The following is a 15,880-nucleotide window of genomic DNA, read 5'->3' as shown; positions in this document are numbered from 1 at the left end:
TTACAGTTCGCCTTGCTTTTTAGTCACGTTTTGGGCCGTTTGTAAAAACCGGAATTGATAGCCTGACGGTAACTGTGCTTGCGGGTAAAACGTATGAGCTAATTCAACAACTGCTTGCGGTGTACGCGGGCCCATGCCCAGTAAGTAACTGCCGTCAAAGCTATAAACCTGGCCATTTTTGACAGCGTTTGAATATTTAAAATGGGCGAGCTTTTCTATTTTAGGCAGTGGATCATCACCATGGCGGCCCATCGTGATAATTACGTCAGGATTGAGCGCTGATGCCGCTTCACTCGACAGTGGCTTCCAATTAGTGATTTCTGATGCAGCTAAGTTAATACCACCTGCCGCGCTGATCAGTTCATTCGCAGATGTATCAGCCCCAGCAACAATAGGCTGACCACTGCGCACGCTAAGCACAAACAATACCTTAGGTTTAGTACTGGCCTGCTGAAGGAGATAGGCAAGCGCATTACGGTCAATTTGTAATGATTGCGCTAACTGCTCTCCTTTAGTTGGCACGTTTAATAGCTGGGCAATTTTTTTAATCTTGTTTTCAATGCCTAAGAAATTATCGTGCGCATCTAAAATTTGTAAATTAATACCTGTTTGTTTTAATTGTTCGACAACTTTTTTAGGGCCAGTGTCTGATTCACCCAGTACTAAATCAGGGTTTAACGACAAGATACCCTCGGCGCTTATTCTGCGCACGTAACCGATTTGTGGTTTTTCTGTGGCTGAGGCTGGATAGACGCTAGTGCTATCTACCCCAATGATACGTTGCTGTTCATCCAGCGCATAAATGATCTCTGTGATTGAACCTCCCGAAACCACAACACGTTGTGGGCCATCAAGTTGCGCTGCAGCACTAAAAAATGAGCTGACAATAAGCGTAGTCGTAATTAAAAAAGTGCAGAGGGGTTTCATAACTATTCCAATGTTGATATTATTTAATGTAAATATTAACAGTTCGCATTTGCATTTAAAAGATATGAAAATTATTATTTTCCTTATACTATCTATTGGCTGCCATTTAGCGTGGTTGTTGTATCATCCACTGGCTTTTTTGCAGATGCAATTTAACCAGACTCAGCCTGCACAACGGATAGCGGTAAAGATCATTACCTCACAGCCATACGCCCCGCAGCAAGTGGCACGTAAGCCAAAGCCGATAATCGAGAGCCAAGACACGCCCAGTACACAGTTTAATGCGAAAAAAGTACGTATGAAGGCAGAATCAAACCAGCCTCATGTTACCAAGTTAGCGCCAGTAACAGAGCCAAAGCCAAAACCGCTACCAAAAGAACCTGAAATAACCAAACGAGCAAAAGTATCAGATCAAGTCACTAAAGTAGCTCCTGAACAACAGCAAGTAGTGAAACCAGCGCCGGCTTCAAGTGCGCCTGTGATTGCAGCGCAGCACTCATTAAAAAATCAAATTGTTGAAGTACAGACATTACCGCTATTTAAAGCCCCACGACCTGCGCTTAATTATCCATTGCGAGCTAAACGACGCGGTTATCAAGGGGTAACAATATTGCAAATTGAGCTGGATGAGCATGGCCTAATAACTAATTTGAGAGTGTTAAAAAGTAGCGGTTTCACCGAGCTGGATAAAGCAGCATTGAGCAATGCATCATTGTGGCAGTTTCACCCCGTAATGCGTGATAATCATAACGTAAAAGCACGTTTTAGTGTGCCGATAGAGTTTTCTTTGCGTTCATAGCGCATCAATAAAAGAGAGAAAAATATGCAAGATCTATTTACTGCTGTAGGCATAATGGCCTGGCCATTATTTGGGGTATCAGTATTGGCTTTAGCCATTGTACTGGAGCGTATTACCTCATTTAGTTTGGGTTGGGTGCATTTACAACAAATAAAACAGCAGAACAGCGACTTTAACCAACAGTTGCAGAAAAAGACGCAACCAGAGCAGCGTGAACAGTGGTGCCAATTATACCTACAAGATTGTTTAGCAAGCTGGCGTAAAAGGCTAACAATATTAAGCCTATTAGGTACGTTAAGCCCATTAATGGGGCTGTTGGGTACCGTGTGGGGGTTAGTGCTGATGTTTAGAAAAATAGCGCAAACTCAGCAAGCGGTAACTCCAGCATTACTTGCTGATGGGCTATGGGAAGCTATGTACTCTACGATGGCAGGACTTATGATAGCGATCCCATGTTTATTGCTAAGTGGCGTATTTAATACCGTATTAGAACGAATGCAAACCGATTTAACTCGGATCATTAATCACCTAAATTACCAACTATGTTTTGATGAAGCTGCTAATGCTTGAGTTACCACAAAAACCCAGTAACAGCCCGCTAATGCCTGATCTGACAGCATTAATAGATGTATTGTTTATATTATTAGTATTTTTACTGCTAACCGCTGCAGTTAAATTAGAAATGTTGGACGTGGCGCTCCCTGAAGTGGGTAGTGATAACCAAGCTCCACTTGAGCAACAAAAAGCAATCGTGCTGAGTGTTAAATACACTGATCAACAGCTTATTTATGCTTTAGCAAAGCAGCCATTTAGCTCTCTTAATGAAGTGGTAGACGCCTTACGCGAAAAAAAATCCCAACAAGGTGTTTATCTTGCTATTGATCAACAAGTTCCCAGTGGTGACTTGGTTAAGTTATTGGCGGCACTTTCTAAAGAAGATCATAAAATTGCAAATATATTAATAGAAGGTGAATAAAAATGATTATCATTTAATATTGTTTTTGCTATAGTGCCGTTGCTTAAAGTTGGTACGCATTGGTGATGTAGGGGCTAAACCAAGCGTATTTTTATAATTAAAATACTATATGGAGCGACACATGCGCCTTTCAAAACTGGCTCTATGCCTTGCCAGTGTATCATTACCTGTTATGGCCGAAACAACCTCAGCCGATCAACCTCTACTCACAACATCACTTGATGCAATTACAGTGACGGCCACGCGAACACAGAAAACCGCGCTAAACTCTGCACAAGCCGTCAATGTGATCACCAGTGAGAACATTGAGCAGCTTTTATCAACCACTGTATTCGATAGTTTAATAGCAGTCCCTAATGTAACAGCCACTGGTGGGCCTCGCAGTGGCGGACAAAAATTTAGTGTCCGTGGTTTTAACGACGCCGAAGATGTTTTAGTGAGCGTTGATGGCGCCATTCAAACATTTGAAAAATACCGTATGGGGAGTTTCTTCGGTGATGCAGAGCTCTACCGCTCAGTAAGCATTAAACGTGGTCCAAGTACTGTACTACATGGTGGTGGAGCACTCGGTGGTGTGGTCGAAATGGAACTCAAAGATGCCAGCGATTTTTTAGCACCCGAGCAAACTGCAGGGGCTAAAGTTAAGTTAGGCCATCATGGTAACAATAATGAAAATAATGGCACTGTATACGCTTATGCTCGCCCGACAGAGTCACTGGATTTATTGGCATCGTATGTAAAACGTGAAAGTGATGATTTTGAACTTTCAAATGGACAAACACTTGAAAACTCGGCGATCGAAGCAGAATCTATCTTGCTCAAAGGCGAATATTACTTAATGGAAAATTCGTTATTTGGGTTGTCGTACACGCAAAGTGAAGATGCTCAGCGTACTGAATTTAATACTACCGATCCCGGTGCATGGGGGACGGTATACCGTGTTGTTAAGCAATCAGTGACTAACCTGAGCTATGAATTAAACCCCGCCAATAACCCATACGTTGATTTAACGGTACGGCTAGGGAATACCCAAAGCCATGTTACCGAAAGCGATGGCCAAGGAATGCTTGAGGATTACATTGGTGTTGAATCTCACTACGAGTACAATATAAACACCCTAGATATTATGAATACTAGCGTGCTGGGTATGCATGCGCTCACTTATGGGGTGCAATACTCAAATAAAGAGCGCCTAGGTGAGAAGCAAAGCTATCCGTGTGTAGAATACAATCCGCAAACATACGCGTGTTTAGAGTACGCAAGCGACCTGACGTATAGCGAAATGGGGTCGCAACCTGGTGGCGAACAAAAACGTCTTGGTGTGTACATTCAAGATGAATTTACATGGCAGGCATTAACGTTAACTGGTGGAGTTAGATACGAAAAGTACCGTACTACGCCGACAGAAATGTTTGATAGTCGTTACCCAGAATTAGACACAAAAGTAGAGCATTCAAAAGTCGTCCCAGCGTTTACTGCCAATTATCAATTCACAGAGCAATTTGCCTTGTTTGCCAGCTATCAAGAAGGTTTTAGAGCGCCATTAATTGATGAATTATACGACTTGTACAATGGTCGTAATCCAAACCTTGAGTTAGAAACTGAAAATAGCCAAAACCAAGAAATTGGTATGAGCTATCAAACTCGCAATGTGTTTTCAGACGTTGATTCATTAACTGGCCGTGTCATTTATTTTGATACTCAGGTTGATGACGAAATACAGTCAAACACAAGCTCAGTGACCAACCCAGCCCCAGCACCACGTTATAACAACAGTGGTGAAAATGATCGTGATGGCTTTGAACTTGAGGTGAACTATGCCCACAGAGTGGGTTACGTGAATATTTCATACAGTGAGGTTTCAGGCGAAGACAAAAACGGTGAGCCGCTTTGGTACTTACCGGCAAACAAGCTGTCAGTTAGTGGCGAGTTGATGTTTTTTGATGATGCGTTGAGAACTGGCATTAGCATTCAAGATGTTGCTGCTCGAACGCTTCTTGCGTATGACAGTGCTAGCAGTTCATATCAAGAAACCGAACAAGCCAGTTATACCTTAGTGGGCCTGAATGCGAGCTGGGATATTAATGACAACTGGAATGCTCGTTTAGCTGTCGATAACTTATTTGATAAAGAATACCAAGTGATGGCAGGCACCGGCGGTGCAATTGGTGATTACGGCGTGGGCCGCAATATCAAAACACAATTGAGCTTTAAATTTTAATAACTTGGCTATGAGTCTGCTCATAGCCTAGGAGCATACTATGAATATATTAAAAAATTACCGCCAGTTATTAATGCAAGAACCAACGATTCGTGCCGTTGATGCCGCAAAGCAATTACAAATAACGGAAGCACAATTAATTGCTGCGCAGGTTGGTGATGGTGTTACACAACTTAATATCACACACCTTGAAGGTATTTTAAAAGGGTTTAAAAAGCTGCAACATGTTATGGCACTGACTCGTAGCGCCCATATAGTAAGCGAAATCTCAGGTTGCTATGAAAAAATCTATTGCTCAGAACGCAATGGCATTAAAACAGCTATTGCTATTAATCCCGGTGGCATAGATTTACGCTTATTTATCTCTAAATGGCATAGCGCATTTGCTGTACAGACTAACCCTAAGTACAGCAGCATCCAGTTTTTTGATCAGCATGGCACTGCAGTCCATAAAGTGTTTACTACAGAGCAAACAGATATGGCAGCATTTGAGCAGTTAGTAACGCGTTATAAATCGGCAAAGCAAAGCACCGAGTTAGCTATTCTAGCGCCAGAGATTACTGTTAATGAATATAAACCGCTGCCCGAGATAGATATTCAAGGCTTTCGGGAAGGGTGGAAAAATTTACAAGATGTACATCAATTTCCAGCCTTATTAACTAAATTCGCAGTTAGTCGCACACAAGGACTGGAAATAGCAGGAAAGCAATGGGCGCAAGAAGTATCGCCTGATTGCTTAACCGAGGTGTTTGAAACCGTTCGTGATCAACAAAGTGAGTTAATGATTTTTGTTAATAACCATGGCGCAGTACAAATTTACTCAGGTAAATTACAGCACTTAAAACAAGTAGGTAAATGGTATAACGTCCTTGATAATGGCTTTAATTTACACCTGCTAACCGACCAGTTTAGTCGAGCATTTGTGGTTAAAAAGCCAACGGATAGCGGTGCTACAGAAGTTCACTCAATTGAATTTTTTGACAGTCATGGTAATACCACAATGACGTTATTTGGCCGACGTACAGAAGGTAAAGTGCAATCACGGCAATGGGTGGCACTGTGCAACAGGTTACGTGAGCAGGAAATTGCGGCTTACGCATAATCTCTGCGTAGGAATAATTTATTGGCAATAGTTTTTAATTATGTAATATTAACAACCAGTTTTAATTATAAAAGCCAATACAATGCTGTTAAATATTAGTTTTAAAGTTGTGTCATTGCTTGGAGTATGCGCTTTAAGTAATGTCGCAATAGCGAATGAGCCACATAATCCGCTTAGCAGCGTCGACCAATATGACCGCAGTGAGTTTGTTGACGTTGCTACTTTAATACCGACCGCTTTATTCGACATTCGTTATTTTAGCGGGCAAAATTTTGTTGGTGAACCTATCACAGGTTATCAAGCCGCTAAATGCTTACTGCATAAAACTGCCGCTGAAGGCCTTGCAAAAGCGCACACTCAGGCACAAAAAGCGGGATACAATTTTAAAATCTACGATTGTTATCGACCACAGCGTGCTGTTGATCATTTTGTGCGTTGGGTAAAAGACGAAGCCGATACCAAAACCAAAGCGGCGTATTACCCTAACTTAGGGAAAGATCAGCTACTCGGTGGCTACATCGCCGCGAAATCAGGACACAGCCGAGGCTCAACCATAGATCTCACTTTAACTGATGCAAAGGGTGAAGAGCTGCACATGGGATCATTATTTGATATGTTCGATCCGCTCTCAAATACAGACGATCCACGTATTACAGAAGAACAAAAAGCTAATCGCTATAAATTAAAAAATATTATGATTGCCGCAGGGTTTTCACCCTACTCAATGGAGTGGTGGCACTTTACTTATAAACCGCAAGCCTACCCAAATACTTACTTTGATTTTGTGGTGCAATGAAGAAAATAAGCGAGCTGATAAGCAAAGTTCAACTCGTAACTCGTTTCAATTAGCAACCAAGGGGAAAGCTGCGCATGCACTTTCCCCTTGTTATTATCTACTATTGAACGGTCGCCTTTAAACCACGACGTTTTAATAGCGCAGAGGTATCAGGCTCTTGACCGCGGAACGCTTTAAACGATTCCATTAGATCACGTGAGTTACCAACCTCTAAGATTTCTTTACGGTATTTATCACCCATTTTACGGGTTAAACCGCCTTGCTCTTGCACGTATGCAAAGGCGTCAGCCGCTAAGATCTCACTCCACATATATGCGTAGTAGCCCGCAGAGTAACCGCCACCCATTGAGTGTGAGAAGAACGCTGATTTATAACGTGGTGGTATAAATGGTACGTTCACACCATGCTTGGTTAGCGCTTGTTGCTCAAACTTCTCGATATCTTGTAAAGGGGCATCAGCAGGGAGTGAGTGCCATTCCATATCTAAAAGAGCTGCAGCAACGTACTCTAACGTATCGAAACCTTGGTTAAAACTACGAGATTGAATGACTTTAGTGAGTAATTCATCAGGAATTGGCTCACCTGTTTCATGGTGTTTTGCATAGTTAGCGATAACTTCAGGGTACATAGCCCAATCTTCTTCAAACGTCGATGGGAACTCAACGAAATCACGTGATACTGACGTGCCCGATAGAGTCGGGTATTTTACGTTAGAAAACATACCATGTAAGCCATGCCCTAATTCGTGGAAAATGGTGGTAGCTTCGTCATAACTAATCAGCGTTGGCTCACCACTGGCGCCTTTTTGAATGTTCATTACATTTACAACCACAGGCTTTTGCTCTTTTAACCCAGATTGTTTAACAAACGAACTCATCCATGCACCACCGCGCTTACCTTCACGCGCAAAGTAATCAGCAAAGAAAATTGCTAAGCTTTTGCCATCAGCATCAAATAGCTCATAGGCTTTTACGTCAGGGTGATATACCGGTAAGTCATTACGTGGCTTGAAAGTAATACCGTATAAGCGGTTCATAGTGAAAAACACACCGTCTTCTAACACACGGTTAAACTCAAAGTATTCTTTTACTGCATTTTCGTCTAAGTTGTACTTATCTTTACGTACTTGCTCAGCATAGAATAACCAGTCCCATGGTTGAAGTTTAAACTGCTCACCAGAGGCATCGATTTTAGCTTGAATTGCTGCAGCTTCAGCATTGACGTTTTGCATTAACGCAGGGATCATGCTGGCAAACATATCAAATACAGCTTCCGGTTTTTTCGCCATTTGTGACTCTAAACCAAATGCTGCCCAACTGTCGTAACCAAGTAATTTTGCTTTTTGAGCACGTAGCTGGGCGAGCTCAGCGACAATCTCGCGGTTACTATTTTCGCCAGAAAGAGCACGCTCAGCAGATGCGCGCCATACTTTTTCACGTAATTCACGGTTTTTAAGCGCCGCTAAAATTGGTTGGCGCGTTGTATTGGTGATTTTTATTAGGTATTGACCTGGGTGGCCAGCTTCTGTTGCTGCGTTTGCTAATTGCTCAATTTGACCCGCAGGTAAACCTTCTAGCTGCGCTTTATCTGCAACTAATACAACATTACTCTTAGTAAGTGCTAATAAGTTTTGTGAGAACTGCGTGGTTAAGCTTGAGTGCTTGGTATTGATATCACGAATTTGTTGTTTTTGCTCTTCGTTTAATTGCGCACCTGCGCGTACAAAACGTTTGTAATAAACATCGAGTAAGCGGGTTTCTTCAGCGCTCAGTGCGAGTGTATCTGACTCAGCATGAATTGCTGCGACTTTTTCAAATAATGCTTTATTTAAAAAGATATTATCGTTGTGCGCTGCCATTTTAGGCGCAAGTTCTTTTTGTATTTCACGACGTGCAGGGTTTGAATCACTGCCAGCTAGATTATAAAAAATACTGCGTGTGCGAGTTAATAGCTCACCGCTTTTTTCAAGTGCAACAATGGTATTACTAAAGTCCGGTTTTGCAGAGTTATTGATGATCGCTTGTACTTCTGCCATTTGCTCTGTCATGCCTTTATTGAATGCAGGCATAAAGTGCTCGTCTTTAATCGCATTAAAGTCAGGCGTTTCGTATTGTAATGCGCTTTTTACGAACAGTGGATTAGCTGGTTGTACTTGTGCGGCCGTTGCTGTTTGTTCTGTTTGAGTATTAGTGGTTGTTGTTTGAGGTTCAGAACAGGCTGTTAGTAATAACGCTGAACTGATCGCGGTTGCGAGTAAGTGTTTCATTGTTTTTCTCTTGTCAGTTTTTAAAAATTAAATGGTTTTGATATCGTTGTGAGTGCTCAGTTAACTAACACAGTGCTTGCTGTTAGATTAATGAAATTTTATAACAAATGACAGCAGACTGAGATGGATTTGATATCACGAGATGTTTAATAAGTCTAGCATACTGCGGATAACGGCTAATCACCTCATCGGTTGCGATAAGCTGATTAGTGGCTGCGATAAGTGACGAAATTGAATAAAAGTCTGACTGTTGAATAGTGTTTTTGTGGCATGAACTCTATCGTTGTATTGTGTGGTATTAGCCAAAGAGCTGAGGCGATTAATCTATAAAAAGTAAATTGAAATAAATCATAAAGAAGTTGACATAGCCAATTAACTCTATATAGTGGGCCGCAGCTAGAAAGAAAGCATGTAAGCTATAAATCTCCATTTCGATGTTGTATAAGTAATACTTGTAGTACCGTCCTGAAGTTTTTAAAGTACCATCTCATTTTTTGCTACACCCGCTCTTATGAGCAATTTATTTTATTTTTATATCAGGATATTACTATGTCTAACATCGTATCAGGTACAGTTAAGTGGTTCAACGAGTCTAAAGGTTTTGGTTTCATCGAGCAAGAAAATGGCCCAGACGTATTCGCTCACTTCTCAGCAATCAAAAGCGAAGGTTTCAAAACTTTAGCTGAAGGCCAACGTGTAGAGTTCACTCTTTCACAAGGTCAAAAAGGTCCACAAGCTGAGAACATCACTCCAGTTTAATTTTACCTTCTAGGTAGAATAAAAAGAGCAAGCTACGGCTTGCTTTTTTGTGCCTGAAAATTGACGTAATAACTCCTTCCCCCTATATTTAACTATTATCATTCACCTGTAGTGAGACAGGTTATCTTCCGACTTATTTTTCTCGTAGTTAATTTAGTTTTTTCGGCTTTGTGCAGCGCGAAACCACTTATTACTATTTATACTGAGCAATTCCCACCTTATAACTTTTCTAATAAAGGACAGTTACAAGGGATCAACTTAGATATTACCCGTACATTGTGTGAACGCGCGCAAGTAGAGTGTAAGTTTGAATTGCTGCCTTGGTCACGAGCCTATAGTTTAGTACAGCAAAATTCGTTTTCAGGTTTAGTGTCAACTGCACGCAGTGCTGAGCGAGAAGCGTTGTTTTATTGGGTTGGCCCGCTGGTTTCTTCACGGACATTTTTTTATCGTCTTACTGGCAATACACATATCAATCCAACTAATCTTACTCATGTTAGTGACTATAGTTTAGGCGTGGTGAGAGGTAATGTTTATGAAGAGCTCGTGGAGGCGATTGGCTTTAAAGAAAACAAAAACCTCCTAAAAGTTGCGCATCATTATGAGTATATGAACCTTTTTTTTAAAAACAAAATTGATCTAATGCTTGGCTCTGAATTAACGTTAGACTATCAATTACAGCAGTTCGGCCACGGTGGCAAAGAGGTGGTGAAACTTGTGGAGCTGCCAGTGGATGCAGTAAAAGGCAACTATTTAGTGTTTAATAAAGCAATACCTATTGAAATTGTTGAACGTTTTAACCAACAACTAAAACTACTCAAAGAGCAAGATAATTTGGCGCTCTACCGCAACCGGTATATGAAGTAAGCTTGCATAGAGCTAGTTACTGTTCATCAATTGCTGGTATTGTGGTGTGTGCTTAATTTTTAAAAAAGCTTGTTGTAATTCTGCTACCACTTTCTCATCAGTATTTATGTTTGCTGCTAAGTATCCCTCTACCGTTAACCCCTCAATAGCATGAACAAATGTTAGGGCATTTGCGTTAGTCGCTAATTGTTCACTCATTGCAGCAATATAGTTGGCATCATCGATCACTAAATCCACTTTTTTTGCCAGTAATAACTGATATGACTTTTGAATGTCAGTGGTCTGGATCAGCTCGAAGCCGCGCTTTTTCAATATGTCAGATGCAAGGTCATGGCGTTGTGCAGCGATTTTATATTGCTTAGCCTGATCAGTGCTTTCAACGTTTATATCAGTGCGTTCGGTTAGCTTAACAAAACCCATATTAAACTGTGCAACTGGGCCTATCCAATGAAATAGCGCTTCACGCTCAGGTGTACGCGCCATACTATAAATGAGTGTATTACTGTTATGGCTTGCCATTTTGTAGGCACGTGCCCACGGATACATACTGATTGCTGCATCAAGTTGCGCTTGCGAGAGTATCATTTTCACTAGTTGAGTGCTGTGACCGGTTACCTGATTATTTAACAGCATTTGATTCGGTGGTGATAGCTCTGTAACAACGGTTAAGTTTGGCTGTGCAACACTATGAACGCTGATGATGAGTAGAAAGCTGATAAGTAGTCGCATTTATTTACCCAAGTAAGCTCAAGAGTATTAAGTATAACAATAGCAAAGAAAAGGGTGATGAAATTAATAAATTTAACTGCTTAAACGATAAAAGGGCCTTGCGGCCCTTGGTGAAGTATCGTTCAAGTAAGATAGCTCTTTAACCCCTTAAAGGGCTATCCTATTGTTTTGCAACTAAGGCTCATCTCAAAGTTTCTAAGCTAGCGAGAGGAAAAAACCTGCAATTGCGGCGCTCATAAGGTTAGCCATAGATCCTGCTAACACTGCTCTGAGCCCTAAGCGTGCGATATCCTTTCGCCGACTAGGCGCCATACCGCCTAATCCACCTAGTAAAATGGCTATCGATGATAAGTTAGCAAACCCACATAACGCGAATGTGACAATCGCTTGTGTGTGCGTACTTAACGTATCGCGATAATTTATAAAGTCTAAATAAGCAACAAATTCATTCACTACTAATTTTTGACCAATAAAGCTGCCGGCTATAATTGCTTCATTCCACGGTACGCCAAGTAACCAGGCAACCGGTGCAAATATATAACCTAAAATCTCTTGTAGTGTCAGTGTTGGATAATCAAACCAGCCACCAATACCACCTAATAAACCGTTTAAAAGCGCGATTAAAGCAACAAACGCTAATAACATTGCACCGACATTGAGCGCTAAATGCATACCGTTGGCGGCGCCTGATGCTGCTGCATCTATCACATTAACAGGCTTGTCTTCACTTTCTTCAAGATCAGCCAATGTGTCTTTTGGGGTCTCGGTCTCTGGCACAATCATCTTGGCCATTAAAAAACCACCCGGTGCGGCCATAAAACTGGCAGCAATTAAATATTTAAGCTCTACGCCAATAATAACGTAACCGGCCATTACCGAGCCTGCTACAGTGGCTAGACCACCAACCATTACTGCAAACAACTCAGACTTGGTCATCGTTGCTATAAATGGTTTTACTATCAACGGTGCTTCAGTTTGACCAACAAAAATATTGGCGGTCGCTGAGAGCGATTCGGTACGCGATGTTTTTAACAGTTTTTGCAAACCACCGCCGAGGATTTTAATAATCCAATCCATAATGCCAATGTGATAAAGCACTGCAACAAGGGCAGAGAAAAACACAATGACCGGCAACACTTGTACCGCAAAAATAAACCCTAAGGTATCTTGGCTGGCAAGTGAACCGAATAAAAACGATATTCCGTCATTTGCAAAACCAATTACCGATGATACCGCTTTTGACATGCTCACTAAGGCGTTTTTACCTGCTTCAAAAAACAGCACAAATCCACCAATAATAAATTGCATGGCAAACGCAATACCAACCGTTCGTAAACTAATCGCTTTGCGGTTAGTCGATGCCGCAAAAGCAATGCCTAGCAGCACGCACATGCCGACTAAGCTCATAAATGTTGTCATGTTTAGTTATTTCCCGTTGTTATTTTTGCAGTAAATATTTTATTTTACTTTTAATTATATCAATCGCAACACGATTCATACCACCGCGTGTAACCACTAAATCAGCGTTGTGCTTTGAAGGCTCAATAAACTGATAAAACATGGGTCTCACAGTTGCTTGATACTGCTCAACAACGGACTGTAATGTTCTGCCTCGCTGCTCCATATCACGTTGCATACGGCGCATTAGGCAAATATCAAGAGGTGTATCAATAAACACTTTAATATCAAATTCTTTACGTAGCGCTTTATCGCTAAGCAATAAAATGCCTTCCACTATAAGAATTTCAGCAGGCATCACAGTGCGTGTTTTATCACTGCGAGTATGCTGAGCATAATCATAGGTCGGTACTTCTACCGCTTCACCGCTGCGTAATTGAGTCAAATGCTTGTACATTAACTCATGTTCAAACGCATCAGGGTGGTCGTAGTTTGTTTGCGTACGGTGATCAAATGGCAAGTGCGATTGATCTTTGTAATACGCATCTTCTTCGATCACGGCGATAGCGCCTGGTTCAAGCTCGTTAACCAATTCATTATAAATAGTTTGGCTAAAAAGAGATTTTCCCGACGCAGAAGCGCCAGCAATGGCTATTATTGTTCGTGTCACTAAAGTTCTCATCCACACAGAAGGATACATTGTTGGTAGATCACAATAGCAAAAAAGACACGAATAATCTCTCTTGCTTCGTTTTAAGGAGTGAAATTTATAATGTTTAGGTTTTATGAAACAGGACTTATGTCCTGTACGTTAAAAAGCACAAGAATATAAAGTAGCCACATTGGACAGACGAGGTGAGTATGGCAAGAGCAATTATATTGATGGCAGATAGCCTAGGCATAGGTGCAGCCCCTGACGCAGACAAGTTTGGTGACGTAGGCGCGAATACGTTTGCACATCTGCTAAAAGCATACTCAGACGAAACAGGCTCACCACTTTCACTGCCTAACTTATCTTTACTCGGATTAGTTGATGCATGTGAAGCTGCAGGCAATGAACCTTGCCTAGTTAGCGATCGCCAAACGCCGATCGCGGCTTGGGGTTATGCTAAAGAGCTTTCAAGTGGTAAAGACACACCATCAGGTCATTGGGAAATGGCCGGTGTGCCGGTGTTATTTGATTGGGGATACTTCCCTGATACACAACCTTGTTTTCCGCAAGAATTTATTGACGAGTTAATTGCTCGTACGGGAATTCCTGGCATTTTAGGTAACTGTCATGCTTCAGGAACAACCATTTTAGAACAGCTAGGTGAAGAGCACGTAAAAACAGGTAAACCAATCTGTTACACCTCAGCTGATAGCGTGTTTCAAATAGCCGCGCATGAACAAACTTTCGGTCTAGAAAAACTTTATCAGGTCTGCGAAATCACACGGGCGCTGCTTGATGAAATGAACATAGGACGAGTGATTGCGCGGCCATTTTTGGGTTCGACTAATCAGGATTTTGCCAGAACAGGCAACCGTCGTGATTATTCAGTGCTACCGCCAGCGCCAACCTTGCTAGATAAACTAGCAGAAGATGGCGGCGAAGTAATAAGCATTGGTAAAATTGCAGATATTTATGCACACCAAGGCATTACCCAAAAGCACAAAGCCCCAGGCTTACAAAACTTACTAGAAAAAACGTCACAGGTGATGGCGTCAGCGCCTGATCATAGTTTGATATTTACCAACCTCGTTGATTTTGATGAGAAGTTTGGCCACCGTCGTAACCCAGTAGGGTATGCAAAAGCACTGAAAGAGTTTGATGATTATTTACCAACAATTCTTAAGCAGCTTAAACCAGACGACGTACTAATTATTACAGCGGATCACGGTTGTGATCCAACATTCCCGGGCACTGAGCACACCCGTGAATATGTACCTGTACTTGCTTATCGAGCTGGGCTTGAAAATACCCCGCTTGGTGAACGTGCTAGCTTTGCAGACATAGGTCAAACCCTTGCCCAGTGGTTTAACTTACCTGCACTTGACTATGGTGATGGCTTTATTAACAAGCTAACAGCACCAATTGTAAAAGGAAACGAATAATGAGTACTCCGCATATCGAAGCGAACAACGGTGATTTCGCGCAAACGGTATTAATGCCAGGCGATCCACTACGCGCGCAATATATTGCAGAAAACTTTCTTGATGACGCAGTTAAAGTAACAGGCGTTCGTAATATGTATGGCTTTACCGGAACCTACAAAGGTAAGCCTGTAAGTATTATGGGCTCTGGGATGGGGATTCCATCTATGTCAATTTATGCCCGTGAATTGATTGTTAGTTACGGCGTTAAAAACCTTATTCGTATCGGCACCTGTGGCGGTATTGGCAGCGATATTAAAATTCGCGATGTTATTTTTGCCCAAGGCGCCAGCACTGACTCTAACGTAAATCGTGCTCGCGTACGTGGTTATGACTTCTCTGCTATTGCTGATTTTGATCTACTAGTAAACGGCGTTAATGCTGCAAAAGAGTTAGGTATTAAAGCAAAAGTAGGTAATGTATTTACCACCGACACTTTCTATCAAGCTGATAACACCTTTTATCAAGAACTCGATAAACTAGGTATGTTAGCGGTTGATATGGAAACCGCTGGTTTATATGGCGTTGCCGCCGAATATGGCGCAAAGGCAATGGCACTTTTCACTGTAAGTGATCACGTGATCACCGGTGAAGCAACACCCAGCGAAGAGCGTCAAAGCACCTTTAACGAAATGGTGAAGATTGCTCTAGAGTCAGTGTAACTAAACAATGTAAAAAGTTCCTTGGTAACGTATTCACTCGTTTGGAGACACGCCCAAATACAGTGAGACTAACCTCCAAAGCCGCCTAGTAACCCTAGGCGGCTTTTTTTATGAAAACAAGCCGTAAGCTATCAGCTTTCAGCCATCAGATTTTAATACGATCAATAATTCGCAGGCTTGATAGCATTAAGAACTTGACAGAAATTAATGATTTTTTATTTTTTGACCGCTGACCGCTGACCGCT

At 41.7% G+C, this 15,880-nt stretch carries 15 protein-coding genes; 10 read left to right on the top strand and 5 right to left on the bottom strand.

Features of this window, described 5'->3' with window-relative positions; translation table 11 throughout:
* Nucleotides 1-927: a heme/hemin ABC transporter substrate-binding protein gene (locus CWB85_RS08750; protein WP_016706462.1), complete on the bottom strand. Its 927-nt coding sequence runs from the start codon at nucleotides 925-927 to the stop codon at nucleotides 1-3.
* Nucleotides 928-1,072: 145 nt separating this feature from the next.
* Between CWB85_RS08750 and CWB85_RS08745 the strand changes: the two genes are divergently transcribed.
* From CWB85_RS08745 to CWB85_RS08720, 6 genes are all read left to right on the top strand, one after another.
* Complete coding sequence (locus tag CWB85_RS08745; protein WP_171038998.1) at nucleotides 1,073-1,726, top strand: energy transducer TonB; 654 nt, start codon at nucleotides 1,073-1,075, stop codon at nucleotides 1,724-1,726.
* Nucleotides 1,727-1,750: 24 nt separating this feature from the next.
* Nucleotides 1,751-2,296, top strand: a complete 546-nt coding sequence (locus tag CWB85_RS08740; protein ID WP_016706460.1) for a MotA/TolQ/ExbB proton channel family protein — start codon at nucleotides 1,751-1,753, stop codon at nucleotides 2,294-2,296.
* Nucleotides 2,289-2,702: a biopolymer transporter ExbD gene (locus CWB85_RS08735; RefSeq protein ID WP_138554650.1), complete on the top strand. Its 414-nt coding sequence runs from the start codon at nucleotides 2,289-2,291 to the stop codon at nucleotides 2,700-2,702. Before CWB85_RS08740 ends, CWB85_RS08735 begins: the two co-directional genes overlap by 8 nt.
* Before the next feature lie 121 nt (nucleotides 2,703-2,823).
* On the top strand, nucleotides 2,824-4,923 hold the full coding sequence (locus CWB85_RS08730) for a TonB-dependent receptor domain-containing protein (protein WP_138554649.1): 2,100 nt from the start codon (nucleotides 2,824-2,826) through the stop codon (nucleotides 4,921-4,923).
* 40 nt (nucleotides 4,924-4,963) lie between these two features.
* Nucleotides 4,964-6,025, top strand: a complete 1,062-nt coding sequence (locus CWB85_RS08725; protein ID WP_138554648.1) for a hemin-degrading factor — start codon at nucleotides 4,964-4,966, stop codon at nucleotides 6,023-6,025.
* A gap of 82 nt (nucleotides 6,026-6,107) precedes the next feature.
* A complete protein-coding gene (locus tag CWB85_RS08720; RefSeq protein ID WP_138554647.1) occupies nucleotides 6,108-6,821 on the top strand; it encodes a M15 family metallopeptidase in 714 nt (237 codons plus the stop codon).
* 100 nt (nucleotides 6,822-6,921) lie between these two features.
* On the opposite strand, the gene CWB85_RS08715 is transcribed toward CWB85_RS08720, so the two are convergent.
* Nucleotides 6,922-9,087, bottom strand: a complete 2,166-nt coding sequence (locus CWB85_RS08715; RefSeq protein WP_016706455.1) for a M3 family metallopeptidase — start codon at nucleotides 9,085-9,087, stop codon at nucleotides 6,922-6,924.
* A 549-nt stretch (nucleotides 9,088-9,636) separates the two neighbouring features.
* Between CWB85_RS08715 and CWB85_RS08710 the strand changes: the two genes are divergently transcribed.
* Both CWB85_RS08710 and CWB85_RS08705 read left to right on the top strand, forming a co-directional pair.
* On the top strand, nucleotides 9,637-9,846 hold the full coding sequence (locus CWB85_RS08710) for a cold-shock protein (protein ID WP_016706454.1): 210 nt from the start codon (nucleotides 9,637-9,639) through the stop codon (nucleotides 9,844-9,846).
* Nucleotides 9,847-10,014: 168 nt separating this feature from the next.
* Nucleotides 10,015-10,713, top strand: coding sequence for a substrate-binding periplasmic protein (locus CWB85_RS08705; RefSeq protein ID WP_138554646.1), 699 nt, complete (start codon nucleotides 10,015-10,017; stop codon nucleotides 10,711-10,713).
* A gap of 12 nt (nucleotides 10,714-10,725) precedes the next feature.
* On the opposite strand, the gene CWB85_RS08700 is transcribed toward CWB85_RS08705, so the two are convergent.
* From CWB85_RS08700 to udk, 3 genes are all read right to left on the bottom strand, one after another.
* Nucleotides 10,726-11,442 carry a substrate-binding periplasmic protein gene (locus CWB85_RS08700; RefSeq protein WP_016706452.1) on the bottom strand — a complete coding sequence of 239 codons (717 nt, stop codon included), beginning with the start codon at nucleotides 11,440-11,442 and terminating at the stop codon, nucleotides 10,726-10,728.
* A 195-nt stretch (nucleotides 11,443-11,637) separates the two neighbouring features.
* Complete coding sequence (locus tag CWB85_RS08695; RefSeq protein ID WP_138554645.1) at nucleotides 11,638-12,861, bottom strand: NupC/NupG family nucleoside CNT transporter; 1,224 nt, start codon at nucleotides 12,859-12,861, stop codon at nucleotides 11,638-11,640.
* Nucleotides 12,862-12,880: 19 nt separating this feature from the next.
* Nucleotides 12,881-13,510, bottom strand: coding sequence for a uridine kinase (gene udk / locus CWB85_RS08690; RefSeq protein WP_016706450.1), 630 nt, complete (start codon nucleotides 13,508-13,510; stop codon nucleotides 12,881-12,883).
* A gap of 191 nt (nucleotides 13,511-13,701) precedes the next feature.
* Here udk and CWB85_RS08685 point away from each other — a divergent pair, with 191 nt between their 5' ends.
* A complete protein-coding gene (locus tag CWB85_RS08685; RefSeq protein WP_138554644.1) occupies nucleotides 13,702-14,934 on the top strand; it encodes a phosphopentomutase in 1,233 nt (410 codons plus the stop codon).
* Nucleotides 14,934-15,635, top strand: a complete 702-nt coding sequence (deoD, locus tag CWB85_RS08680) for a purine-nucleoside phosphorylase (RefSeq protein WP_016706448.1) — start codon at nucleotides 14,934-14,936, stop codon at nucleotides 15,633-15,635. The genes CWB85_RS08685 and deoD overlap by 1 nt, the downstream gene beginning before the upstream one ends.
* The last annotated feature ends 245 nt before the right edge of the window (nucleotides 15,636-15,880 follow it).

Origin of the sequence: Pseudoalteromonas sp. S1727 (assembly GCF_005886375.1) — a bacterium.
GTDB lineage: Bacteria > Pseudomonadota > Gammaproteobacteria > Enterobacterales > Alteromonadaceae > Pseudoalteromonas > Pseudoalteromonas haloplanktis.
The sequence above is the reverse complement of the archived record's forward strand: the minus strand, read 5'-3'. Positions and strand labels throughout refer to the sequence as shown.